Below are 23,065 nucleotides of genomic sequence, written 5' to 3'. Positions count from 1 at the left end.
CCTCACCCATCGGGCCCGACCGGGCCGTCGCCCGCAGCGGGCGAGCCGCCCGGTTGGTGGGCCGGGGGTGGGGTGCGCGCCACCGCCCAGGCCTCCACCACCTCCACCCCGGCGGCCTTCAGACACCCGGCGATCTCATCCAGCGTCGCCCCCGTGGTCATCACGTCATCGACCAGCGCCACGTGCTGCGCCGGCGGCGCCCCCTCCAGCACAAAGGCCCCGCGCACATTCCCCGACCGGCGCGCCCGGTCCAACCCGCTCTGGGCGCTGGTCGCCCGCACCCGCCGCACCCCGTGCCAGACCCGCCGCCCAGACAGGATCCGGGTGATATGCCGGGCCAGCTCCATCGCCTGGTTGTAGCCGCGCTCAATCAGCCGAGACCGGTGCAGCGGGACCGGCACCAGCACCTCCGGCAGCGCCTCCCCTCGCGCCCCCGCCGCTTGTGCCAGCAACGTCCCCAGCACCCGCCCGGTGGCCAGGCCGCCATGGAACTTGAAACCGGTCACCAGGCGATCCACCGGAAACCGGTAATCCAGCGGCACCACGGCCTTATCGAACCGTGGCGGCCAGCATAGGCAATCCGCACACAACCCGTCCGCCGCGCTGTCCTCCGGCAACGGCTGCCCGCAACGGGCGCAGGGGTTCACCACCCATGGCAGGTCCGCCTGGCAGCCGGCACACAGATCCAGCGCCGGCGGCTGCCCCGGCTCACCGCAAAGCACGCAGCGGGGCGGATAGAGCCGGTCCAGGCCGTGACCGATCGCCCGCAACCAGTGGTGGATACCGTCCATGGCATTGCTCCGTTCATCCGAGTGACCCCACCCAGTGTAGCGCCACCGATCGGCCCCTTTAATGAAAATTGGTGGTAAACCGAAGCAACTGCAATGAGGTTGACGGTGAGTCGCGCGGTGATAGGATTCGCTGATCGGGACGTTGCCGTGTTGGCTTGAGGGGGCGGGCGCGGTTTCGGTCGGGCCTCCGATTGCGCACCCCTTCGGGGTTCCCTGCGCTACTCACAAAATGTCGGCGGCGCGAACTCGCTTCGCTCGGACAGGCGCGCCTTTTCTCCGACATTTTGTTGCGTTGCTCGGTGCGCAAAAGTCGGCCCGACCGAAACCGCGCCCGCCCCCTCAAGCCAACCCAGCCGGGAGCCACCAAGAGCATGGGAGCCACCAAATCAATGACCGCCACAACCCAAACACCCCGCCACGACTGGTCTAAAGACGAAGTCCTGGCCCTGTTCGAGCAGCCCTTCAACGACCTGCTCCACCAAGCCCAGACCACCCACCGGGCCCACTTCGACCCCAACACCGTCCAGGTCAGCACCCTGCTCAGCATCAAGACCGGCGCCTGCCCGGAGGACTGCAAATACTGCCCCCAGAGCGTGCGCTACGACACCGGCCTGGAACGCGAGCAAATCCTGGCCGTGGAAGAGGTGGTGGCGGCCGCCCGCCGGGCCCGGGACGCCGGTGCTACCCGCTTCTGTATGGGCGCCGCCTGGCGCTCGCCCAAAGACCGCGACCTGGAGACCGTCGAGGCCATGGTGCGCGAGGTCAAGGCCCTGGGCCTCGAGACCTGCCTCACCCTCGGCATGCTCCGCGACGGCCAGGCCGAACGCCTGCGCGAGGCCGGGCTCGACTACTACAACCACAACCTCGACACCTCCGAGGACTACTACGACGAAATCATCACCACCCGCAGCTACCAGGACCGCCTCGACACCCTCGCCCGGGTGCGCGACGCCGGCCTCAAGACCTGCTGCGGCGGCATCATCGGCATGGGCGAAACCCGCCAGGACCGCGCCGAACTGCTGCGTACCCTGGCCAGCCTGCCGGTGCAGCCGCAGAGCGTCCCCATCAACCAGCTCGTCCAGGTCCCCGGCACCCCGCTGCACGGCGTCGAGCCCCCCGACCCCTTCGAATTCGTCCGCACCATCGCCGTCGCCCGCATCCTCATGCCGGCCAGCTACGTCCGCCTCTCCGCCGGCCGCGAGCAGATGTCCGACGAACTGCAGGCCCTCTGCTTCCTGGCCGGCGCCAACAGCATCTTCTACGGCGACAAGCTGCTCACCACCGGCAACCCGGAGGCCGACAAGGACCGCCGCCTGCTGGCCCGTCTGGGCATGGGGTTTGAGGCGCACGCCTGCGCCCAGGCCGAGGCCGAGGACCTGGGATGAACGCCGGCGCCCTGAGCCGGATGCTGTCCGAGGGCCTGGCCGCCCGCCGGGCGGAGGGGCTTTACCGCAGCCCGCGCGTGCTCAAGAGCGTCGACGGGGCCTGCGGTCTCACCGCCGACGGCCGGACCGTCGTCGTCTTCTGCGCCAACGACTACCTCGGGCTGGCCAGCGATCCGCGTCCCGGCCGGGTCATGGCCCGGGTGGCCGAAGAGCAGGGTGCCGGTAGCGGCGCCGCCCATCTGGTCAGTGGCCACCGCCCGGAGCACGAAGCGCTGGAACGGGCCCTGGCCGACTGGACCGGCCGCGAGGCCGCACTGCTCTTCTCCACCGGATACATGGCCAACCTCGGCGTCATCGACGCCCTCGTGGGCCGCGGCGATACCGTGTTCGAGGACCGCCTTAACCACGCCTCGCTGCTGGACGGTGCCCGGCTGTCGGGCGCCCGGCTGCGCCGCTACCGCCATGGTGATGTGGACCACCTGGCCCGGCGGCTCGCGGAGGATGGCGGGCGGCACCGGCTGATCGTCACCGATGGTGTCTTCAGCATGGACGGCGACCGCGCCCCGGTGGCGGAGCTGGCCCGCCTGGCACGGGACCACGGTGCCTGGCTCATGGTGGACGACGCCCATGGCCTGGGGGTACTGGGCGAGAAGGGCGGCGGGCTGTTGGAACAGAGCGGACTGGATCAGGACGATGTGCCCGTGCTGGTCGGTACCCTGGGCAAGGCCGTGGGCAGCTTCGGCGCCTTCGTTGCCGGCCGCCGGCTCCTGATCGACCACCTGGTCCAATCCGCGCGCACCTGGATCTACACCACCGCGCCGTCCCCGGCCCAGACCGCTGCCACCGTCGAGGCGGTGCGCCTGGCCCGCCACGAAACCTGGCGGCGCGAACACCTGCGCGCCCTGGTCCGGCGCTTCCGGGCGGGCATCGCCGACTTGGGACTGGATCTGATGCCCTCCGAGACCCCTATCCAGCCGATCGTGGTGGGCGAGGCCGATCAGGCGTTACAGGCCAGCCGCGCGCTGGAGGAGCGCGGCTACCTGGTCACCGCCATCCGGCCCCCCACTGTCCCCAAGGGCACCGCCCGCCTGCGCGTCACCCTCAGCGCCGCCCACACGCCCCAGCAGGTGGATGGCCTGGTGGCTGCGCTGGGACAGGTCCTGGGCCAATGATGCGTGCGGTCACCGAAGGGCGGGGCCCGGAGGGCCTGGTGCTGGTTCACGGCTGGGGCTTCGACCACCGGGTCTTCGACCCCTGGCTGCCCCGCCTGACGCAGCGTTGGCGGGTCACCCGAACGGACCTGCCGGGGCATGGTGGGAGCGCGCCACTGCCAGCGGATGCCGGCCTGGAGGCTTGGGCCGACGCCGTCCGCCTGGCGGTCCCCGAGGACGCCATCTGGGTGGGCTGGTCGCTGGGGGCCCTGCCGCTGCTGGCCGCCGCTGCCCGGGGCGCGCGACCCCGAGCGCTGCTGCTCCTCGCCGCCACCCCCTGCTTCTGCCAACGGGACGGTTGGCCTTACGGCCTGCTCCGGGAGGAGCTGGATGCCATGATCGGAGGGCTGGCGGAGGACGCGCGCCGGACCCTCCGTGGCTTCCACGCCCTGTTGGGCCGGGCGGGGGCCGGGGACCGCGAGGCGCTGCGCCCGTGGCGGCGCCGTGGCCCCGGTCCGGCGACGGCCCTGGAGCCGGGCCTGAGCCTGCTGCGCGACACCGACCTGCGCGGCCGGCTGGCCGCCATCGACCGCCCGACCACCTGGCTTGCCGGTGGTCGCGATCCGCTTGTCCCCGACGGTGCCGCCAAAGAGGCCGCCCGGGCGATGCCCCGGGCGCGGATGGCGTATCATCCCGAGGCCGGCCATCTGCCGTTCCTGACCCACCCCGAGTGGGTTGCCGGTCACCTTCACCTCCTCAGTCAGCAATGCCGACCATGACTCGAACCCCTCTCGACAAGCGCCAGGTCCGCCGTAACTTCCACCGGGCCGCCGACAGCTATGACCAGGTCGCCGTACTCCAACGGGAAGTCGGCGAGCGGTTGATGGAGCGCCTGCACGTCATCCTGATGCAGCCCGCGATCATCGTCGATGTGGGCTGTGGCACCGGCTTCTGCACCCGGGCACTGCAGGATCACTACCGCAAGGCGCGGGTGATTGGCCTGGACCATGCCCCCAGCATGCTCCGGGCCACCCGGCGCCGGGGCCGCTGGCTACGGCCGATCCGCACCCTCTGCGGCGACGCCGAGCGCCTGCCGCTGGCTGCGGAGAGCGTCGATATGGTGTTCTCCAACCTCGCCCTGCAGTGGATGCCGGACCTGCACCGGGTCTTCGCCGAGTTCCAGCGGGTCCTGCGGCCCGGCGGGCTGCTGATGTTCTCCAGCTTTGGCCCGGACACGCTGAAGGAGCTGCGCGCGGCCTGGGCGCAGGTGGATGACAAGCCCCATGTGCACGAATTTATCGATATGCACGACGTGGGGGACGCCCTGGTGCAGGCCCGCTTCGCCGACCCGGTGATGGACATGGAGTCGTTCACCCTGACTTACGGGGACCCCATGGGGGTGCTGCACGACCTGCGCGGCCTGGGGGCGCGTAACGCCGCAAGCGGACGGGGCCGTGGTCTCACCACCCGGCGCCGGCTGCAGGCCATGTGCCAGGCCTACGAGGCGGCCTACCGGGGGCCGGACGGCCGCATCCCCGCCAGTTGGGAGGTGGTCTACGGCCACGCCTGGGCCAGCGAGGGCCTGCCCCAGCGGCGCGAAGGTGATACCGTCAGCATCAGGGCGGACCACATCCCGGTCCGCAGGCGCTGATCCGGGCGCCGGCGGTCGCATCGCCGTCGGCACCCGTCGCGGGAGGAGGCCCGATGACCCTTGGCTACTGGATGGTCCTGGCGGCGGCGCTGCTGCCGTTTGTCTTTGCCGGTGCGGCCAAATTCGGCGGCGGGCCGGGGTTCGATAACCGCACGCCCCGCGCCTACCTGGCGGCGCTGGAGGGCTGGCGCCAGCGGGCCAACTGGGCCCAGCAGAACCAGTTCGAGGCCTTTCCGCCCTTCGCCGCCGCGGTGATCATCGCCCACCAGGTGGGTGCCGCCCAGGGTGCCGTGGACACCCTGGCGGTCCTCTTCATTCTCCTGCGATTGCTCTACGGCCTATGCTATATCGGCGACCGCCCTGGCCTGCGCAGCCTGGTCTGGATGGCGGCCTTTGCCTGCATCCTGGGGCTGTTCATCGCCGCGGGGGTGGCCGGATGAAGCGGGTCTTCAGTGTTGAGAACCGGATGCTGGTGGAGCGCTACCGCCAGGCGCTGGAGGACGCCGGCATCCCCTGCCAACTGCGTAACGAATTTCTTGGCGGCGGGGCCGGCGAGCTGCCGGTGAACGAGGTTTGGCCGGAGATCTGGGTGGCCGACGAGGATGAGCAGCGCGCACGGACCCTGCTGCAGGAGCTCAAGGCCCGCGAGGCCGATCCCGGGCCCGACTGGACCTGCCCGCGGTGCGGCGAGACCCTGGGCGGACAGTTTGACGCCTGCTGGAACTGTGGTGCGCTTCGCACGGAGGAGTGACCCCGGTATCCGCCGCAAAAACCCCTTGCTAGAATAGGGATAGACACCGCAAACGGGATGGAACGCCCTAATGCCTGCCCCGGCCACCCGCGAAGGCGCTGATCGCCGCATCCGCCGGCTGCGTCTGTACCTGGTGCTGGCGCTGGCGGGCTGGACGGCCACCTTTGGTGGCCTGTCCTGGTGGCTGGTGGGGCACTTCCAGGGCCTGACCGTGGAGCTGGCCTACCAGGAGGCCCGGGCCAACTTCAACAAGGACCAGGCCTTCCGCTTCTGGGGCACCCTGCACGGCGGTGTCTATGTGCCGGTCAGTGACCAGACCCCGCGCAACCCCTACCTGGCCCATCTGCCCGAACGGGATATCACCACCCCCGGCGGTCAGGAGCTGACCCTGATGAACCCCGCCTACATGCTGCGCCAGCTCAACGAGCAGTTCGGCGATCTCTTCGGCGTGCGCGGCAACATCACCAGCCTCGATCCGCTGCGGCCCGAGAACGCCCCCGACGACTGGGAGCGCGATGCCCTGGAGGCCTTCGAGGACGGGGTCGACGAACGCCTGGAGGTGGCCTACATCGAGCAGGAACCCTACCTGCGCTATATGGCCCCCATGGAGACCGACCGGGGGTGCCTCCAGTGCCATGCCCACCAGGGCTATCAGGTGGGGGACATCCGCGGTGGGGTCTCGGTGGCCGTGCCCCTGTCCGGCTATCAGGCGCACGAGGAGGTGGCCATGGGCCGGACCCTGGGCGCCTTCGCCGGCATCTGGCTGCTCGGCCTGCTGGGGCTGGGGTACAGCGGCCAACGGGTGCTGCGTGATGCCCGCTTCCAGCACGCGGCCACGCGGGAGATCCAACGACTGAACGAAGGCCTGGAGCAGCGGGTGCGGGAGCGGACCGCCGAACTGGAGCAGGCGCGTCAGTCGGCCGAAGAGGCCAACCGCGCCAAGAGCGTCTTCCTGGCCAACATGAGCCACGAACTGCGCACGCCGCTCAACGCCATTCTCGGCTTCGCCCGCCTGGCGGGACAGGCCCCGCAGGCCACCCCAGACCAGCGCGAACAGCTCGGTTTCGTGGAGCGCAACGGCGAGCACCTGCTGTCGCTGATCAACGATGTCCTGGACATGGCCAAGATCGAGTCCGGACGCCAGACCCTGGAGGAGGGCGTGGTGGACCTGCCGCGCACGCTCGAGGATGCGGTGGAGGCCCTGCGCCACCGGGCGGAGGGCAAGGGCCTGACCCTGACCCTGGAGGTGGCGGAGGACCTGCCGCGCCACATCCTCAGCGACGGCCGCAAACTGCGCCAGATCCTTATCAACTTGGTCAGCAACGCGGTCAAGTACACCGACGCCGGCCGGGTCGTGCTCAGCGCCCGGCGCCAGTCCGCGGAGCCGAGCGGGGGTCACGATGGCCTGCTGCTGGCGGTCGCCGACACCGGTCGCGGGATCCCTGTGGAGGACCAGGACCGGGTCTTCGAGCCCTTCGTGCAGAGCGGCCGGGTGGGCACCACCGAGGGCACCGGCCTTGGGCTGCCCATCACCCGCGAGTTCGTCGAGCTGATGGGCGGGGAGATTGGCCTGGAGAGCACCTCCGGCGAGGGTTCCCGGTTCACGGTGAGCCTGCCACTGGTGCCGGCAGTGGACGAGGAGCGGGAGCGCCAGCCGGCGCCGCGCCGGCACCTGGGCTTGAACTACCGCTACGCTGAGGGGACGCCGGAGCCCCCGGCCGAGGTTCACCCGGCGGATCGCGTCCCGGAGGACTTCGGCCAGCGCCTGCAGGCCCTCCCGGCGGATCAGCGCCGGGCGCTGGCGCAGGCGCTCCGCGCCGGCGATCTGGATGCCCTGGAGGCCCTGGTGCGTGACATCGGGGAGCAGGACGCGGTGCTGGCCCCGGCGCTGCGGGCCCAGGTCCAGGCCTTCCGCTATCAGGAGATCCTCACGGCGCTCAACGGTGGGGGCGGCGCATGAGTGCCACGGCCCCGGAACCGCAGGCCTCGGGCGAGGTGCTGGTGGTGGACGACAACCCCGCCAACCTGCGGCTCATGGTCAGCGTGTTACGCGAGGGGGGCTACGCTGTCCGGGTAGCGCCCAGCGGCCGGCTGGCGTTGGACTCGGTGCAGGCCCGGCCCGCGGACCTGATCCTGCTGGATATCCGCATGCCGGACCTGGACGGCTACGAGGTCTGCCGTCGTCTCAAGGCCGATCCGGCCCGCCACGACATCCCCGTGATCTTCCTCAGCGCCCTGTGCGAGCCCGCCGACAAGGTCCGGGGCTTCGCGGTGGGGGCGGTGGATTACATCACCAAGCCCTTCGTCGCCGAGGAGGTGCTGGTGCGGGTGCAGAGCCATCTGGCCCTGCACGCCTCGCAGCAGCGACTGGAGGCGCTAGTGGCGGAGCGCACCCGCGCCCTGCGCACCCTGTCCGCTGGCAACCAGGCCCTGGTGCATGCCGATGGCCTGGACGACCTGCTGGCCAATATGCATGACGTGCTGGTGCGGAAGGGGGGCTATGCCAGGGCGTTGATCATGCTCATCGGCGGTCCCTGCTACCCACCGGTCGCCGAGGCGGAGGACGTGGCGGTGCCGGACGCTCCCTGCCTGGGGTTGCCGGCCCCGGCATCCTCGGACGCTGGTGTCCGGACGCTGTTGCTGCCGTTGCGGGACGCCAGGGGCGACTTGGGCTGCCTGCAGGTGGAGAGCCGGAGGCCCGCCCCCTTCGCCGACCCCGACGAGGTGGCACGGCTGATGGAGTTGGCCGGTGATCTGGCCTATGGCGTCCGCAGCCAGCAGGATCGCGCGGAGAGTCAGCGGGCCCAGCAGGCGCTGGAGCAGTCACTGGAACGCACCATTGAGGCCATCGCCGCCACCATCGAGGTGCGCGATCCCTATACCGCCGGCCACCAGCAGCGCACCACCGAGATCGCCGAGGTGATCGCCGAGGAACTGGGCCTGGATGATGCGCGGCGCAAGGGGCTGCATGTGGCCGGCGCCATCCACGACATCGGCAAGGTCGCCATCCCCGTGGAGATCCTCTCGCGCCCGGGGCGGCTGAGTGACCTCGAGTTCGAGATGATCAAGACCCATCCGGCCGTCGGCTACGAGATCATCAAGGGGATCGAGTTCCCCTGGCCGGTGGCGGAGATCATTCGCCAACACCACGAGCGGCTGGACGGCTCCGGTTACCCGGACGGCCTGCGGGGGGAGGCCATCCTGCTGGAAGCACGCATTCTGGCCGTAGCCGACGTGGTCGAGGCCATCTCCTCCCACCGCCCCTACCGGCCCGCCCTGGGGCTGGCCGCGGCGCTGGACGAACTGCGCGCCAAGCGCGGCAGGCTCTACGACCCGGAGGTGGTGGACGCCTGCCTGCGCCTGGCCGCACAGGGCTGCCTGCCGGTGGAGTCCCGGTGACCCGCACCCCTGGCCGGGGCTGGAAGCCTCCCTGGAAGCATCCAGGGGTGTCGCCCTGCACCGCGCCAAGCCCTCAGCCGCCGGGCCCCGTGCGGCAGTCGGGACAGACGTGCAGATGATCGGCCGGCGCTCCCGCCTCCTGTAAATGCGCGATCAGCACCGCCTGGTCGCGCAGGCTCACGAAAGGTGTCCCGCAGCGCGCGCAGGCGGCCATGGCTGGGCCGGTGTCCGGCGCGGATTTGCTCGCACCGGTGGCCTCCCCGGCAACCGAACGGGTGCCGGGAAGCAGACAGCCATCCGGGTCCTGGCCGGTCGTGCCGATCAGCGCCAGCAGCCGTGAGTAGACCTTGGGCAGGCCATGTGCCTGCTCCACGTCGGCCGCCGTTTCGGCAAGGTGTCGGGCTGCCGGTGCCACCATTTGTTGCAGCAAGGCCTTGGCGTCTCGTTCTGCCTGGTCATTGCCTTGCTCACCCCGGCTGATCAGGCAGGCGGCCAACTCCAGAACCACCGTGAGGTGATCCGGCAGTTCCCGGTGTTCGGAGCGGAGGTTGAGCTGGTGCCTGGCCAGCATTTCGTCCAGGTAGCCGAGACCGGCACCACTGGAAGCCCCATCCATCAATCGGACCAGGTTGAGGCGCACCTTGGGCGGGGGCGCGAGAAACAACACGCTGTAGGCCAATAGCAACGACTCCCGATCCTCCACCTCGCCCAACGCGCAACGCAACGGTGGCAGATCGGCGGCTACGGACTCCGCCCCGAGTGCCCCGCATAGGTCGGCGATATCGTCCACCAACCCATCCCGCAACGCGTTGAAGAACGCATCCGAGCGCGGAGGTTGCATCGCCTGCCCAAGGCAGGCGAGCAGTTCGCCCTGCAACGACAGGCCCGACGTATCATCCACCCCCACCTCAACTGCTCCGGGACGGCGAAGCGCGCTTGCGGCCGAGGTAATACACCTGCGGCTTGTTCTTCAGGTGACTCAGCACCGGTTGCCCGTTGTGCTCTGCGATGAGCTTGGACACCTGGCTGTTCGGGTTGTTGAGGTCGCCAAAGTAACGGGCCCCGGGGGCGCAGGTCACCACACAGGCCGGCGTATGCTCGCGCAGGTCCGGGTTGCTCGGATCGAGATCCGCCGTGTCGGCGGGGGCGGTGGAGGTGCGGTGATGACAAAAGGTGCACTTGCTCACCACATTCTTCGGCGGGATGCCGATCCCGCGTTTGGGGTTGTCCCGGGAATCCGGCGCCCTCCAGGGCGGATTCCAGGTGTGGCCGTCGCCGCTGGGAAAGACCTCGCGCATGTCCGGCGACTGCGTTTTGAGCTCGGCCGTGGAGAAGCGCACACCATAGGGGCAGGCCACGATGCAATATTTGCAGCCGATGCAGCGGTCCCAGTCGATGAAAACCACGCCGCCCGCCTCCGCATCCTTATAGGTTGCCCCCGTCGGGCAGACCGTGACGCAGGTGGCATCTTCACATTGCATGCAGGGCCTCGGCAGCCACTTCAATTCGTGGTCCGGTAGTTGGCCTTCCGAGTAATAGAGAACGTCCTGCCAGTGCTCGCCCGGCAGAAGGTTGTTCTCCATGCCACAGGCGATCGTGCAGGCCTGGCAGCCGGTGCATTTCTCCAAGTCTATAACCATGCCCCACTTAGTCATCGCAATTTACTCCTGCTAATTCGATCAAACCTTCTCAACGAAGACCTTGGCGGCGCTGAAGGCCACGAGCCCGGAAACCGGCTCGACGACGTTGGGAATGACTTCGTTGACACTGCCGGAAACCCCCTTGTTCTGGGCCCAACGGCCGGAGCCCCAGTGGCCGTGGGCCAGCGGCAGCACTACCGTGTCCTTCGGCACCCCGCCAGAGACGCTGGCGAAGCACTCGATGGCGCCCACCGAGGAGCTTATCCGGACCCGGTCGCGGTCCTTGATGCCGCGGGCGGCGGCGGCCTGTGGGTGAATCTCCATGTACACCGTGTCGGTGCCACCCTGCGTGGGTTGCCATACCGCGTGGGTATGCGGCAGGTTGGCGGAGCGCCCCTCAGCGGAGAGCGGTAGCTTCGGGCTGATCAGGTGCAGGTCGCCGCCGCCCTGGTATTGCGGTTCGACGTAATGGGGGAAGCCGATCATATCGCGCGGAATACCGAGATGTTTCTGGATATGCGCGGCGTGTTTCTCGTTGGTGAACCAAGCGGGCTGGAACTCGAACTTCCCGGATGGGGTCTTCAGCAGTTTCGCCTTAACATCGTCCTCGCTCATCCGAATGCTGTAGCGGTGGCCGTCCCATTCGTAGAACTCGCCGTCGATTTGGCGCCACAAATAGGGGGTCTTGTACCAGACACCCTTCTCTTTGAAGCTGGCCAGGTCATTAACGCCGTTATCGCCGGGGTCGTTTTCAAAGCCCGCGGCGAATGCGGCCACCACGTTCTCGACACTGCCCACCTGCTGGTAGTAATCGGCCATCGGGCCGGGCATCCGCTTGCCAAGTTCGATCATGATGTTGCCGAACTGCATCGTGTCGTAAAGCGGTTTTACCGCCGGCTCGCGGATCATCGACATCGGATAGCCCTGGAACGGGTAAGTGTTGGCGACTTCGAGTCGTTCCAGGTAGGTGTGATCGGGCAGGATCAGGTCGGCGAACTGCGCACTCTCCTGCGGCGAGGGCGAGGTGTCGATCACGAACACGTCCTGGAGTGCCTCTTCCCACACCGTGCAGTCGGGGCCGGAATAGATCGGACCCACCGTATAGAACATGATCGTGTCCATCTTGTACGGTGAGCCGGTCAGATGGTTCTTGGCGATGTCCTGGATCATGTTGGAGGTCATCGGCCAGGCGTCGGTCCGCGCCATATCGATGCGCGGGTATTTGCCCTCCATCTCACGGGCGTAGTCGTCCATGTAGTCATCGGGGTTGATCGGCAGGCTGCCGGCGGACGAGCCCATCTGGTAGCTCAGGCCACCCTTGGCGAACATTGAGCCGACCAGCGCGTTCAGGGCGTGAATGGCCATGCCGTTGTAGGCGCCGTTGGTGTGCGCCGTGGGACCGCGCTCGAACACCGCTATGGCCGGCCGGGTGCTGCCGAACTCCTTCGCCGTGGCGACGATCTTCTCCGCCGGCACGCCGGTGATGCCCTCGGCCCAGGCAGGAGTGGCGTCCTTCAGCGTTGTGTTCCACCAAGCCGGAAGGTCCTTCACCCAGTTTTCCGAGAAGGTGTCGGGATCGATCGGCTTGCCGGTCTCGAATCGCAGTCGGGACCGGGTGAAGTCGCCAACGAAGGGCCTGTCCCACAGGCCTTCGGTGAGGATGACGTGGGCGATGGCCAAAGCGATCGCACCGTCAGTGCCGGGAGACACGATCAGCTTGCGATCGGCAGCGGCGGCGGTCACAGAGTTGCGCACATCGACCATGGTGATGCGGGTGCCCTTGCTGCGCATCCTGCCCCACATCTGCATGTTGGCATTGTAAGGCCGGAAAGACTCGAGGAAGCCGGCGCCGAAGATCAGCAGGCAATTGCAATTCTCGTAGTCGTAGGAGTTGTATGAGTCATTGCCGTCCATGGCGCGCTTGACCTTCTTGGAGCCATCGGCGCAGATGCTCGAATGGCCGATGCCGATGCTCGAGGAGCCGTACAACCGGCCCCAGGTGCCGAACAGGCCGGCGTCGGCGGGGCCCCAGCCGCGGCCGTACGCCACAACGAAGCGATGCGACTCGTTCCGCTCGCGCAGCGCCGTCAAGCGGGCAGCGACCGTATCCAGGGCCTCGTCCCAGGAGATCGGCACGAAGCCCGGGTCTTCGTTGCGGCCCTTCTTGGGATTGGTGCGCTTCATCGGCCCCTTGAAGCGGTCGGCATCGTAAAGGATGTATGGGCCCAGGTGGCCTTTGGGGCAGAGCTTGCCGTTGGATAACGGAGCGTCTGGATTGCCGTAGATGGCATGCACCCGGCCGTTGGTCGTATAGACGTCGAGCCCGCAGCGAGTGGAGCACTGCTGGCAGACGCTCTTGGTGACGACGGTATCCGACGTGGCCCGCGCCCGGGTCCCAGGGCTGGCCTCCAGCGTCGATATACCTGGGATCGCATTCAGGCCTGCCACACCCGCCGCACCGGCGGCCCCGGACGCCTGCAGGAATCGTCTCCTGTTGAGCTTATTCTGCAGTACATTCATTCGTGCTCTCTCCTCTTGAAGAACTGGACTGTGCCGGAAGCGGAAGGTTGCCCCCACCGTCACTGCGAGCGGGGCCCCACCCCCACCGTCACTGCGAGGAGGCGAAGCCGACGCGGCAGTCTACCGCCCTGGATCGCCACGGGCCTTCGGCCCTCGCGATGACAGGGGTACCCCGTTCCTCGTTGATTCGGGCCCGCGCAGCGGGGAGGGGGCTCGCAACAAACTCATTCAATAGCCTACGGCCACAGGGGACTTCCCGGGGCGCTCGGCTCAAGACAAAGGGCGACGCGCCGGCGCATCGTCGGTCCGAATCGTCAATGACGCGGCGTCGGTTGCCGTGGACTTCGAACTCTTTGCGCTCGGCACGGAGGCGTCTGCCGCAGACGTGCTCGCGGGCTCCGGCTGCACGCCGTCCTGGAGGATCTCTTCGTACCAGATGTTGTGGTGCTGTTTCGCCCAGTTGCAGTCCACCCGGCCGCTCACCATGCCCTCCAGCGTCCCTTCATTGCCGATGGCACCCAGGTAGACATGGCCGATCGCCAGGGCGATGAATCCTGCGGCGCCGAGCACATGGAAAATCAACGACCAGGCGACCAAGCCCTCCGATCCGGTCCAAGTGGTGAAGTAGAGTACGAGACCGGTGATCGCTGTGACCGACCCCATGCTAACGATGCCGAGCCAGAAGTAGAGCTTTTCGCCGCCGTTCGCCTTCCCTGCCGGCGGGTGGGTGTTGCGATCGCCGATATAGCCGCCGCCCTGCTTGAACCATTGCCAGTCGTAGCTCCGGAAAAGGTTGCCCTTTATCCACTGCAGGATGGCGGCGACCAGGAGGGCCACGAATACCAGCCCGATGGTTTCATGAATCCAGATCGCCCCCGAGGCGTAGGTGGAGAAACCCCTCTCCCCCAGCAAGGGCATCAGCGCGTACCGACCGAAGAACAGCGATAGGCCGGTGATCGCCAGCACGATGAACGAGCCGGCGAGCAGCCAGTGCAGAAGGCGCTCGAACCTGCTCCACCTCGGCACGGTGGTGCCGGACCGGCCGCCGTCAATCCTTACCTTGCCGGCGAACAGATGGAACGCGAGAAAGACGAGTATCGACCCGGCGATGGCCAGTAGGGCGAAGATCGTGAGGGGCCCTTCGCGTAGCGACGACCAGCTGTAGCTGATCTGGCTCTCAGGATAGAACCCCGCCAGATCCGCGCCTTGGCTGGCGGCCGCCGGCGCCAGGTAGCCGCTGAGCGGAAGGCTTAGCGTCACTGAGACGATGACGGCGAGCAGCCACCACTTGGAGTGGCGCTGCCTGCCGCCGCGGCGAGCCCGTTCCGCGGCCCAGCCGCTATTGGTATCTCTTGGAATCACTGTGCTATCGCTACTCATTACCGGATCTCCTAGCCGAATCGGCGGTTTTCGGTGAGGGGTTTAAGCAAATGCAATGCCAAACAGAAAAAGCCCTGCCTAAGTAGTCGCTTGGGCACCGCCCGGTCGGGCCGTTGTTACCGTGCGGTAACGGGTGGTTAGAAACGATGTCTTTTCTGTTACGAAATGGTAAAAAAGACCGAGCTAGTAGGACCTGGTTATTCCTGATCATTCTGCTCCAGGATAATGCCACCTCCATAAAATCAATGTATTGCGCAGCCCTGTTCCGGGGGGTGGCGACGTATTGTGTGCATTCCAAATATAGGGGTTGCACGGGGCAGCAATGGTTTGGTGTTCGCTGCGTTTGGTGGCGTATATTGGTGCGTGAGTGAACCCCAAGGGCTGTGGCACAGGGTCGCCGCGACGGGGTTTGCGTGCGCATCCGCCTGGGGCATCGCCCTGACGCCTTGGCACCATCGGCTGGTAGAATCCCAGCCATGATCACCCTCAAGGACATCACCCTTTCCCGCGGCCCCGAGGAACTCCTCCACCAGGCCAGTCTCACCGTCTACCCGGGGCAGCGCCTCGGCCTGGTCGGTCCCAACGGCTGCGGCAAGAGCACCCTGTTCGCCCTGCTGCAGGGCGAGATCGGCCCGGACGCCGGCGAGGTGGGCATCCCCCGTGATTGGCGTATCGCCCATGTGGTCCAGGAGACCCCGGCGCTGGCCAGCAGCGCCCTGGACTACGTGCTGGATGGCCACCTGGAGCTGCGAGCACTCCAGGCGCGGCTGGCCGAGGCGGAAGCGGCGGGCGACGGCGAGGCCATGGGGCAACTGCACGCCCGCCTGGACGCCATCGACGGCTACACCGCCGCCTCCCGGGCGGAGACCCTGCTGGAGGGGCTGGGTTTTGACGCCGCCGGGCGGGCCCGGCCGGTGAGCGATTTCTCCGGCGGCTGGCGCATGCGCCTCAACCTGGCCCGCGCGCTCATCCAGCCCTCCGACCTGCTGCTGTTGGACGAGCCCACCAACCACCTGGACCTGGAGGCTGTGCTCTGGCTGGAGCAGTGGCTCTGCCAGTACCCGGGGGCGCTGCTGCTCATCTCCCACGACCGCGACTTCCTCGACACCGTGGTCCAGGGCATCGTCCACTTCGATGGCCGGCGGCTGGTGCACTATACGGGCGGCTACAGCGACTTCGAAAAGCGCCGCGCCGAGCGCCTGGCGCAACAGCAGGCCCAGTACGAGAAGCAGCAGGCGGAGATTGCCCATCTGCACAAATTCATCGACCGCTTCCGCGCCCAGGCCAACAAGGCCAAGGCGGCGCAGAGCCGTATCAAGGCGCTGGAGCGGATGGAGCGCATCGCCCCGGCGCACGTGGACGCGCCCTTCGAGTTCCACTTCCCCGACCCGCCCCGGGCCGCCAACCCGCTGCTGGTGCTCGACCGGGTGGATTTGGGCTATGGCGGTGACCCGGTCCTGCGCCGGATTCAGCTCTCGCTGCGCCCGGGGGAGCGGATGGGCCTGCTGGGACCGAACGGGGCCGGCAAGTCCACCTTCATCCGCGCCCTGGCCGGCGAGTTGAAACCCCAGGCGGGCCAGATCACCGGCAGTCAGGGGCTGGCCGTGGGCTACTTCGCCCAGCATCAACTGGAGCAACTGGATGGCCAGGCCTCGCCGCTGCTGCACCTGCAGCGCCTGGCCCCGAAGGCGCAGGAACAGACCCTGCGCAACTTTATCGGCGGTTTCGGCTTCTCCGGCGACGATGCGGACCGTGCCGTGGCCCCCTTCAGCGGTGGTGAAAAGGCCCGCCTGGTGCTGGCACTGCTGGTCTGGCAGCGGCCCAACCTGTTGCTGTTGGACGAGCCCACCAACCACCTGGACCTGGAGATGCGCCACGCCCTGACCGTCGCCTTGCAGGAATACGAAGGCGCCGTGGTCCTCGTCTCCCACGACCGTCACCTGCTCACCACCACCTGCGATGAGTACTACCTGGTGGCCGAGGGCCGCGTCCGCCCGCTGGACGGCGACCTGGAGACCTACCGCCAGTGGTTCCTCGAATGGCGCGAGGCGCAGAAGGCCGTCAACGGCGTCGCCTCTGCCGGGACCGGGCCCGCGCCTGATGGCGACGAACCGCGGCACGGGTCCTCCCCGGCGCACACGGCTGAATCGCGCAAGGCCCAGCGCCGCGCCCAGGCGCGGCAACGCGAGCAGCTTCGCCCGTTGCGTCGCAAGGCCGAGCAGTTGGAGAAGGCGCTGGATGAACTGAGCGGGGAGCTGGCTGACGTGGAGAGGGCCCTGGGTGAGCCCGCTTTGTACGAGGCAGCGGGCAAGGACCGCCTGACCGAACTGCTGCACCGGCAGGGGGTGCTCAAGGCCCGCCAGGAGGCCTTGGAGGCGGACTGGATGGAGGCCCTGGAGGCGTTGGAGGCGGCCGAGGCCGCGTTGGGTTGACCGCTCCGTGGCGGCCGGCCCGGTTGCCGTTCTGCAGCAAAACCCCGTGTTGGACTATGATTAATTCCATTATTATATAAGGTACCCTGAGGTCAGGAAGACACTGGAGAGGGACATGGCATTCCGGCTGGAAGGACGCAGGGCGCTCGCTGCGGACATCCGCAAGCTGGCCCGGGGCCGGGTGGATGCGGCCATTGAGGTGTTGCAGGGCGGTGGCGATCCCCACGAGGCGGTGCACCAGGCGCGCAAGCGCTTCAAGGAGCTGCGCGCCCTGCTCCGGCTATTCCGCCCGACGCTGGGGCGCAAGCGGGCGCAGGCGGAGAACGCCTGGTATCGGGACCAGGCCCGCGCCCTGTCCGGCTATCGCGACGCCCAGGCAGTGCTGGAAACGGTGGATGCCCTGAGCGAGCGGTTCCGGCTGCCCACCCAACAGGAGGCGCTGGGGGCCTGTCAGCGGGCCCTTGAGGTTCGCCGCGACCGACTGGCCGCGGAGGAGGGGGACCTGGCCGGGCAGATGGCGAACCTGGTCGACGAGCTGCACGGCGCCCGCGAACGCATCGCCGACTGGCCATCGAAGGCCGAGGGGGCGGATGCCTTTCTGGCCGGTTTCCAGCGCTGTTATCAGGCCGGCGGTCAGGCATTCCAGGCCAGCCGGTTCAGCGACGACCCGGAGGCCTGGCACGAATGGCGCAAGCGGGTGAAGGACTACTGGTACCATGTGCAGGTGCTGCGTCTGCTCTGGTCACCGCTGATGAAGACCCTGCAATCGGAACTGAAGACCCTCTCCGATCTGCTCGGTGACGATCACGATCTACAGGTATTGGACCAGCTCCTGGTGGACGAACCCGGTCATGTCGGCGAGGTCCACCGGCGCCTGATCCGCGGCATGATCGCCCAACGCCACGACGAGCTGCGCCTGCCCGCCCTGCGCCTGGGCCGGCGCCTGTACGCCGACCGCCCGGGCGCCCTGTCGCGCCGTCTCCGGGCCTGGTGGGAGGTCTGGCGCGAGGAGCTGGGCCACGAGGGCGGCACCGTCTGAACCATTCGGTAGCGCCCCCTTGCGGGGGTGTGTGCCCTGGAGGATCTTTGGAAGTTATCGCCTTTTACAACCTGAAGGGGGGCGTCGGCAAGACCGCCGCCGCCGTCAACCTGGCCTGGCTCGCCGCCCGCGACGGGCTGCCCACGGTGTTCTGGGACCTGGACGCGCAGGGAGCGGCGAGCTGGTACCTGGGGGTGGAGGAGGGGCTCCAAGGCAAGCCCCGCAAGCTGCTCAGCGGCAAGCGCCCCATCGGCCGCGAGCTGTGCGACACCGCCTGGGACAACCTGCAGCTGCTGCCAGCGGACGAGCGCTACCGCCACCTGGATCTCCACCTGGACGAGAAGGGCGGGGACGACCGGCTCCACCAGCTTCTGGAACCGCTCTCGGAGCGCTACGCCCTTGCGGTGCTCGACTGCCCGCCCAGCTTCTCCCGCCTGTCGGAGAACGTCTTCCGTGCCGCCAGCCGGGTGCTGGTGCCGCTGGTGCCGACACCGTTGTCGCTGCGGGCCTGGGCACAGCTGCGCGCGTTTTTCAAACAGCACGAGCTTCCGCGGCGCAAGCTGGTGCCCTTCTGGTCAATGGTGGACCGCCGGAGGGGAATGCACCGGCAACTGGTGGAGCAGCCGCCATTGAACATGAAGCGGCTGCTTGGCCCGGCCATCCCCTACAGCACCCAGGTTGAGCAGATGGGCCTGCACCAACGGCCGGTCTGCGACTTCGCCCCCACCAGCCCGGCGGCCCGTGCCTACGAGGCCCTCTGGGATGAGGTGCGCCAGCACTTGGAAGGCCTGCCCGGCCATCACCTGGCCTGAGGGGGCGGCCCAGCCGAGGGAGGTGGCCGGTGCTTCACAAGCCGGCCGGTTGCGGTATCTTGGCCGATAGTCCCGTCCCATTCACCGACCAGGAGGCCCCATGCCCGAATTGAAAGACCTATTGGCCAACAACCAGGCCTGGGCCGAGCGCAAGCAGCGGGAGGATCCGGCGTTCTTCCAGCGGCTCGCCAGGGAACAGAAGCCCGAGTACCTCTGGATTGGCTGCTCGGACAGCCGGGTGCCGGCCAGCGAGATCGTCGACATGCCGCCGGGCGAACTGTTCGTCCACCGGAACATCGCCAATGTGGTCACCCACGCCGATGTGAATTGCCTGAGTGTGCTGCAGTACGCCGTGGATGTCCTCAAGGTGCGGCACATCATCGTCTGTGGCCACTACGGCTGTGGCGGGGTGAAGGCGGCGCTGAGCAACCAGTACGTGGGCTTCGTCAACAACTGGTTGCGCCACATCGAGGACGTCTATCATCTGAATGAAGGGCAGTTTCGCGATCTGCCCGAGGAGCGGCAGGTGGATCTGCTGTGCGAATTGAACGTCCAGCAGAGCGTGCGCAATGTCTGCCGCAGCACGGTGGTACAACAGGCCTGGCAGCGGGGGCAGCCGCTGTCGGTGCATGGTTGGATCTACGGGCTGGCCAGCGGTCGCCTCAAGGACCTGGGCCTGCATTTCCACGGCCCGGAGTGTCTGCCCGTGATCGACCGCCTGGCCATGGACTGAACCGCAGTGGTGCCGGGGCGGTCCAAGGGCCACGGAGGTGCGCTATGAAGGTCCTGATTGCCCTGATGTTGGTGCTGTTGCTGGCGGGCTGCGCGCCCGGTGCCCCGGAACCTATCCGCAGCGCCCCGCCAGAGGCCCCGGACTTGGCCGAGGCGCGGGCCGACCCGGACGCCCATGCCGGGCGCACGGTGCGCTGGGGTGGGGTGATTGCCGAGGTGCGCAACCGCTCCGATCACACCGAGCTGGAGGTGGTCGCCCGCCGGTTGCAGGTCGGGGGGCGCCCGGCGGAGCGGGACGATGACAGCCCCGGCCGCTTCCTGGCCCGTGTGCCGGGCTTTCTCGACCCCGCCATCCACGCGCCTGGCCGTGCGATCACGGTGGTGGGTACCTTTGAGGGGCTGCGGGAGCAGGCCGTGGGGGATTACCGCTACACCTTCCCGTGGGTGCGGGTCGAGGTCTACCACCTGTGGCCGGAGCGCGAGCCGGTCCCCAGCTACCGCCGGGACCCCTTCTACGATCCCTGGTATGACCCCTGGTACGGCCCCTTTCCGCGCTACTACCGCCATCCCTTCTACGGACCCTATTGGTGAAGCCCGTGCGCATGACCGTTTCGCGAGCACTACTCGTGGTGTTGCTGGCCCTGGCGCTTGCCGCCTGTGCCACCGGCCCCCGCTACGACACCGCTCAGGTTGATCCTGACCTGACGCCCCAACGGCTGGCTGCCGATGCCCCCGACCACGTGGACCAGCCGGTGGTCTGGGGCGGGGTCATTGTCGCCAGTGAGAACCTGGAGGATCGCACGCGCCTGGAGGTGCTCGCCTATCCCCTGGACCGCAGCCAGCGGCCCCGCACCGGGCAACCCCCCCGGGGGCGATTCCTGGTCGAGCACCCGGGGTACCTGGAGACGGCCGACTACGCCCCCGGTCGCAGCCTGACCGTGCAGGGACAGGTGGACGAGGTGGTGGACGGCCGCATTGGTGAGGCCGCTTATCGCTACCCCCGGGTGGTGCCCGATGATCTCCACCTGTGGCCACGTGCAGTGGAGGCCGAGCGTACCGCCCCGCGTGTCAGATTCGGCGTGGGGATTATACTCACTAACTAGGTCAACTATTTTGTGACGAAAGCGCTGGGGCAAGCCCACTCCGTCACGGCGACCCGCCCCACCGTCACGGCGGCCGGCGGCCCGCCCCACCGTCACGGCAAGCGGCGACCCGCCCCACCGTCACTGCGAGCCCCGAAGGGGCGCGGCAGTCCATGCCGGCGTGTGGATCGCCACGTCGCTGCGCTCCTCGCGATGACGGGGTGGCGCCCCCACCGTCACGGCGGGAAGGGCTACCCCCCCACCGTCACTGCGAGGAGGCGAAGCCGACGCGGCAGTCTACAGCCCTGGATCGCCACGGGCCTTCGGCCCTCGCGATGACGGGGGGAAAGCCTTCGGCCCTGGCAATGACGGGGGTGCCCCGTTCCTCGTTGATTCGGGCCCGCGCAGCGGGGAGGGGGGCTCGCGATGACGGTGTACTCAGCGTTTAGTTACACTGGTTCGTCAATTTATGAGACAGAAACCTCGGGAGCCCGTATGCGTCTGAAAGCAGAGGAATCGTCGTTACTGGTGGTGGATATCCAACAGCAGCTGGTGCCCGAGATCCACGACCACGAACGGGTGGTGGACTGTACGGCCTGGCTGATGGACGTGGCGGCGGTCCTCAAGATCCCGGTCCATGCCACCGAGCAGTACCCCGAGGGCCTGGGCCCCACCATTCCGCTGTTGCGGGGGCGGTTGGAGGCGGAGCACATCCACGAGAAGGTCTGCTTCGGCTGGGCGGACGAGCCCGAGGCGCTCAGCCAGCTGAACGAGCCCCAGGTGGTGCTGGTGGGCACTGAGGCCCACGTCTGCGTGCTGCAGACGGCGCTGGGCCTGCGCGAGGCCGGGCGCGAGGTGTTCGTGGTGGCCGAGGCGGTGGGCTCGCGCCGGCCGCACGATCGCGACACCGCGCTGGCGCGCATGCGCCAGGCCGGCTGCTGGGTGGTCACCCGCGAGATGGTGGCCTTTGAGTGGCTGCGCCGGGCCGGGACCGACGTCTTCCGGGAGGTGCTGCAGCGCTACATCCGCTGACCAGCGCCCGGACACCGATGCAACAAGCGGGCGGGGCCTCCGCCCAAGGAGCCTGACCATGAGCGATCACGTCTACAAGATCGTGGAACTGACTGGATCCTCCAGCAAGAGCATGGAGGATGCCGTCAACCAGGCCGTTGAACGGGCGGCCCGCACCCTCCACCACATGCGCTGGTTCGAGGTCACCGAGACCCGGGGCCATATCGAGGACGGTCGCGTGGCCCACTGGCAGGTCACCCTGAAGATCGGTTTTACCCTGGAGCCGTGAGCGAGGCCCTGGCCCGCCCTGTCGGAGGAGCCCTTTAACCATGTCGGTGAACGCCTACACCGCCCGCAACGGCAAGGAACTGGTGCTCGAGATCCAGGGCCGGTTCGACTTCGGGCTGCACAAGCCCTTCCGTCGGGCCTACCGGGGCCGCGCCGGCCTGGAGACCTACCGGGTGGATCTGCGTCAGGCGGAATCCATGGACAGCTCCGCGCTCGGCATGCTGCTGCTGCTCCGCGAGCATGCCTCCGGTCAGGGCGCTCGCGTGGTATTGCGCCACTGTCAGGAGGAGGTGGATGAAATCCTGCGCACGGCCAATTTCCAGAAGCTCTTCGAGATCGAGCGCAGCCCTGCGCCGCCGCGGCCGGTGAAGGCTGAATAGGCGCGGGCGAGCCTTAGCACGGGGGGGCGGAGGACAAAGGCGGGTTGCCCCGGAACGGGCCCGAAAAAAAGGCGCGGCGTTGGTCGCGCCGCGCCCCTAATTGATCGGCGGTGCCCGGGCCGCTTACTGCTGCTGGTCGGGCTGGCCGTTCTCGACCTCCTCACTGGAGGCGTCACGGACGTCGATCACCTTGACGTCGAAGTTGAGGGTGACGCCGGCCAGCGGATGGTTGGCATCCACCTTGACCGTCTCGTCGCCTACTTCGCGCACGGTGATTACCTGCGTGCCGTTGGGGGTCTGGGCCTGGAACTGCATGCCGGGCTCGACCTTCTCCACCGAGTCAAACATCTGCTTGGGGACATCCTGGATCAGGTTGTCGTCGCGCTCGCCGTAGGCATCGCCCGGCTCGATGGTCACTTCCACCGAATCACCGCTGTTCTGCCCCTCGAGCGCCTGTTCCAGGCCCGGGATGATATTGCCCGCGCCGTGAAGGTAAGCCAGCGGCCCGCGCCCCTCGGAGGAGTCCAGCAACGTGCCTTCGGTGTCTTTAAGGGTGTAGTCGATGGACACGACCCGGTCTTTGGCAACCTGCATGGTGTTACACCTGATTTCTCGAGAATG

Annotated in this window: 23 protein-coding genes; 17 read left to right on the top strand and 6 right to left on the bottom strand. The window is 68.0% G+C overall.

What is annotated here, in order from left to right; translation table 11 throughout:
* Window positions 1-2: 2 nt before the first annotated feature.
* On the bottom strand, window positions 3-791 hold the full coding sequence (locus tag MLG_RS12320) for a ComF family protein (RefSeq protein ID WP_011630170.1): 789 nt from the start codon (window positions 789-791) through the stop codon (window positions 3-5).
* A 371-nt stretch (window positions 792-1,162) separates the two neighbouring features.
* On the opposite strand from MLG_RS12320, the gene bioB reads away from it, so the two are divergent.
* From bioB to MLG_RS12280, 8 genes are all read left to right on the top strand, one after another.
* Window positions 1,163-2,176 (top strand): biotin synthase BioB, encoded by a 1,014-nt coding sequence (gene bioB / locus MLG_RS12315; protein ID WP_011630169.1) that lies wholly within the window; start codon window positions 1,163-1,165, stop codon window positions 2,174-2,176.
* A complete protein-coding gene (gene bioF / locus MLG_RS12310; RefSeq protein ID WP_011630168.1) occupies window positions 2,173-3,348 on the top strand; it encodes an 8-amino-7-oxononanoate synthase in 1,176 nt (391 codons plus the stop codon). The genes bioB and bioF overlap by 4 nt, the downstream gene beginning before the upstream one ends.
* On the top strand, window positions 3,345-4,106 hold the full coding sequence (locus tag MLG_RS12305) for an alpha/beta fold hydrolase (protein ID WP_011630167.1): 762 nt from the start codon (window positions 3,345-3,347) through the stop codon (window positions 4,104-4,106). Before bioF ends, MLG_RS12305 begins: the two co-directional genes overlap by 4 nt.
* Entirely contained in the window at window positions 4,103-4,978 is an 876-nt protein-coding gene (bioC, locus tag MLG_RS12300) for a malonyl-ACP O-methyltransferase BioC (RefSeq protein WP_011630166.1), read from the top strand. The genes MLG_RS12305 and bioC overlap by 4 nt, the downstream gene beginning before the upstream one ends.
* 53 nt (window positions 4,979-5,031) lie before the next feature.
* On the top strand, window positions 5,032-5,418 hold the full coding sequence (locus MLG_RS12295; RefSeq protein ID WP_011630165.1) for an MAPEG family protein: 387 nt from the start codon (window positions 5,032-5,034) through the stop codon (window positions 5,416-5,418).
* A complete protein-coding gene (locus MLG_RS12290; RefSeq protein ID WP_011630164.1) occupies window positions 5,415-5,729 on the top strand; it encodes a putative signal transducing protein in 315 nt (104 codons plus the stop codon). Before MLG_RS12295 ends, MLG_RS12290 begins: the two co-directional genes overlap by 4 nt.
* Window positions 5,730-5,799: 70 nt before the next feature.
* Complete coding sequence (locus tag MLG_RS12285) at window positions 5,800-7,689, top strand: ATP-binding protein (RefSeq protein WP_011630163.1); 1,890 nt, start codon at window positions 5,800-5,802, stop codon at window positions 7,687-7,689.
* Window positions 7,686-9,128 (top strand): HD domain-containing phosphohydrolase, encoded by a 1,443-nt coding sequence (locus MLG_RS12280; protein ID WP_011630162.1) that lies wholly within the window; start codon window positions 7,686-7,688, stop codon window positions 9,126-9,128. The genes MLG_RS12285 and MLG_RS12280 overlap by 4 nt, the downstream gene beginning before the upstream one ends.
* 73 nt (window positions 9,129-9,201) lie before the next feature.
* Here the strand turns inward: MLG_RS12280 and MLG_RS12275 are convergent, their stop codons facing one another.
* From MLG_RS12275 to MLG_RS12260, 4 genes are all read right to left on the bottom strand, one after another.
* Window positions 9,202-10,029 (bottom strand): molecular chaperone TorD family protein, encoded by an 828-nt coding sequence (locus tag MLG_RS12275; RefSeq protein ID WP_156774679.1) that lies wholly within the window; start codon window positions 10,027-10,029, stop codon window positions 9,202-9,204.
* A gap of 7 nt (window positions 10,030-10,036) precedes the next feature.
* Window positions 10,037-10,783 carry a 4Fe-4S dicluster domain-containing protein gene (locus tag MLG_RS12270; RefSeq protein WP_011630160.1) on the bottom strand — a complete coding sequence of 249 codons (747 nt, stop codon included), beginning with the start codon at window positions 10,781-10,783 and terminating at the stop codon, window positions 10,037-10,039.
* A gap of 24 nt (window positions 10,784-10,807) precedes the next feature.
* Complete coding sequence (locus MLG_RS12265; RefSeq protein WP_011630159.1) at window positions 10,808-13,288, bottom strand: molybdopterin-dependent oxidoreductase; 2,481 nt, start codon at window positions 13,286-13,288, stop codon at window positions 10,808-10,810.
* Window positions 13,289-13,558: 270 nt separating this feature from the next.
* Window positions 13,559-14,668, bottom strand: coding sequence for a formate dehydrogenase subunit gamma (locus tag MLG_RS12260; protein ID WP_011630158.1), 1,110 nt, complete (start codon window positions 14,666-14,668; stop codon window positions 13,559-13,561).
* 476 nt (window positions 14,669-15,144) lie between these two features.
* Between MLG_RS12260 and MLG_RS12255 the strand changes: the two genes are divergently transcribed.
* The 9 genes from MLG_RS12255 to MLG_RS12215 all read left to right on the top strand — a co-directional run bounded on the left by MLG_RS12255 (window position 15,145) and on the right by MLG_RS12215 (window position 22,444).
* The gene (locus MLG_RS12255; protein WP_041718065.1) at window positions 15,145-17,100 is read left to right on the top strand and encodes an ATP-binding cassette domain-containing protein; all 1,956 of its coding nucleotides are present in this window, start codon (window positions 15,145-15,147) and stop codon (window positions 17,098-17,100) included.
* Between the two features lie 115 nt (window positions 17,101-17,215).
* Window positions 17,216-18,139: a CHAD domain-containing protein gene (locus MLG_RS12250; RefSeq protein WP_011630156.1), complete on the top strand. Its 924-nt coding sequence runs from the start codon at window positions 17,216-17,218 to the stop codon at window positions 18,137-18,139.
* Between the two features lie 47 nt (window positions 18,140-18,186).
* On the top strand, window positions 18,187-18,951 hold the full coding sequence (locus MLG_RS12245; protein WP_011630155.1) for a ParA family protein: 765 nt from the start codon (window positions 18,187-18,189) through the stop codon (window positions 18,949-18,951).
* Window positions 18,952-19,051: 100 nt separating this feature from the next.
* Entirely contained in the window at window positions 19,052-19,684 is a 633-nt protein-coding gene (can, locus tag MLG_RS12240; protein WP_011630154.1) for a carbonate dehydratase, read from the top strand.
* A 44-nt stretch (window positions 19,685-19,728) separates the two neighbouring features.
* Window positions 19,729-20,274, top strand: a complete 546-nt coding sequence (locus tag MLG_RS12235) for a Slp family lipoprotein (RefSeq protein ID WP_011630153.1) — start codon at window positions 19,729-19,731, stop codon at window positions 20,272-20,274.
* Between the two features lie 11 nt (window positions 20,275-20,285).
* A complete protein-coding gene (locus MLG_RS12230) occupies window positions 20,286-20,786 on the top strand; it encodes a Slp family lipoprotein (protein WP_011630152.1) in 501 nt (166 codons plus the stop codon).
* 474 nt (window positions 20,787-21,260) lie between these two features.
* The gene (locus MLG_RS12225; protein ID WP_041718064.1) at window positions 21,261-21,797 is read left to right on the top strand and encodes a hydrolase; all 537 of its coding nucleotides are present in this window, start codon (window positions 21,261-21,263) and stop codon (window positions 21,795-21,797) included.
* A gap of 58 nt (window positions 21,798-21,855) precedes the next feature.
* The gene (locus MLG_RS12220) at window positions 21,856-22,065 is read left to right on the top strand and encodes a dodecin (protein ID WP_011630150.1); all 210 of its coding nucleotides are present in this window, start codon (window positions 21,856-21,858) and stop codon (window positions 22,063-22,065) included.
* Window positions 22,066-22,105: 40 nt separating this feature from the next.
* Window positions 22,106-22,444, top strand: a complete 339-nt coding sequence (locus MLG_RS12215; protein WP_011630149.1) for an STAS domain-containing protein — start codon at window positions 22,106-22,108, stop codon at window positions 22,442-22,444.
* Between the two features lie 123 nt (window positions 22,445-22,567).
* Here the strand turns inward: MLG_RS12215 and MLG_RS12210 are convergent, their stop codons facing one another.
* Window positions 22,568-23,038, bottom strand: a complete 471-nt coding sequence (locus tag MLG_RS12210; protein WP_011630148.1) for an FKBP-type peptidyl-prolyl cis-trans isomerase — start codon at window positions 23,036-23,038, stop codon at window positions 22,568-22,570.
* Between the last annotated feature and the right edge of the window lie 27 nt (window positions 23,039-23,065).

It is taken from the genome of Alkalilimnicola ehrlichii MLHE-1 (genome assembly GCF_000014785.1).
In the GTDB taxonomy this organism is placed as follows: domain Bacteria; phylum Pseudomonadota; class Gammaproteobacteria; order Nitrococcales; family Halorhodospiraceae; genus Alkalilimnicola; species Alkalilimnicola ehrlichii.
The sequence above is the reverse complement of the archived record's forward strand: the minus strand, read 5'-3'. Positions and strand labels throughout refer to the sequence as shown.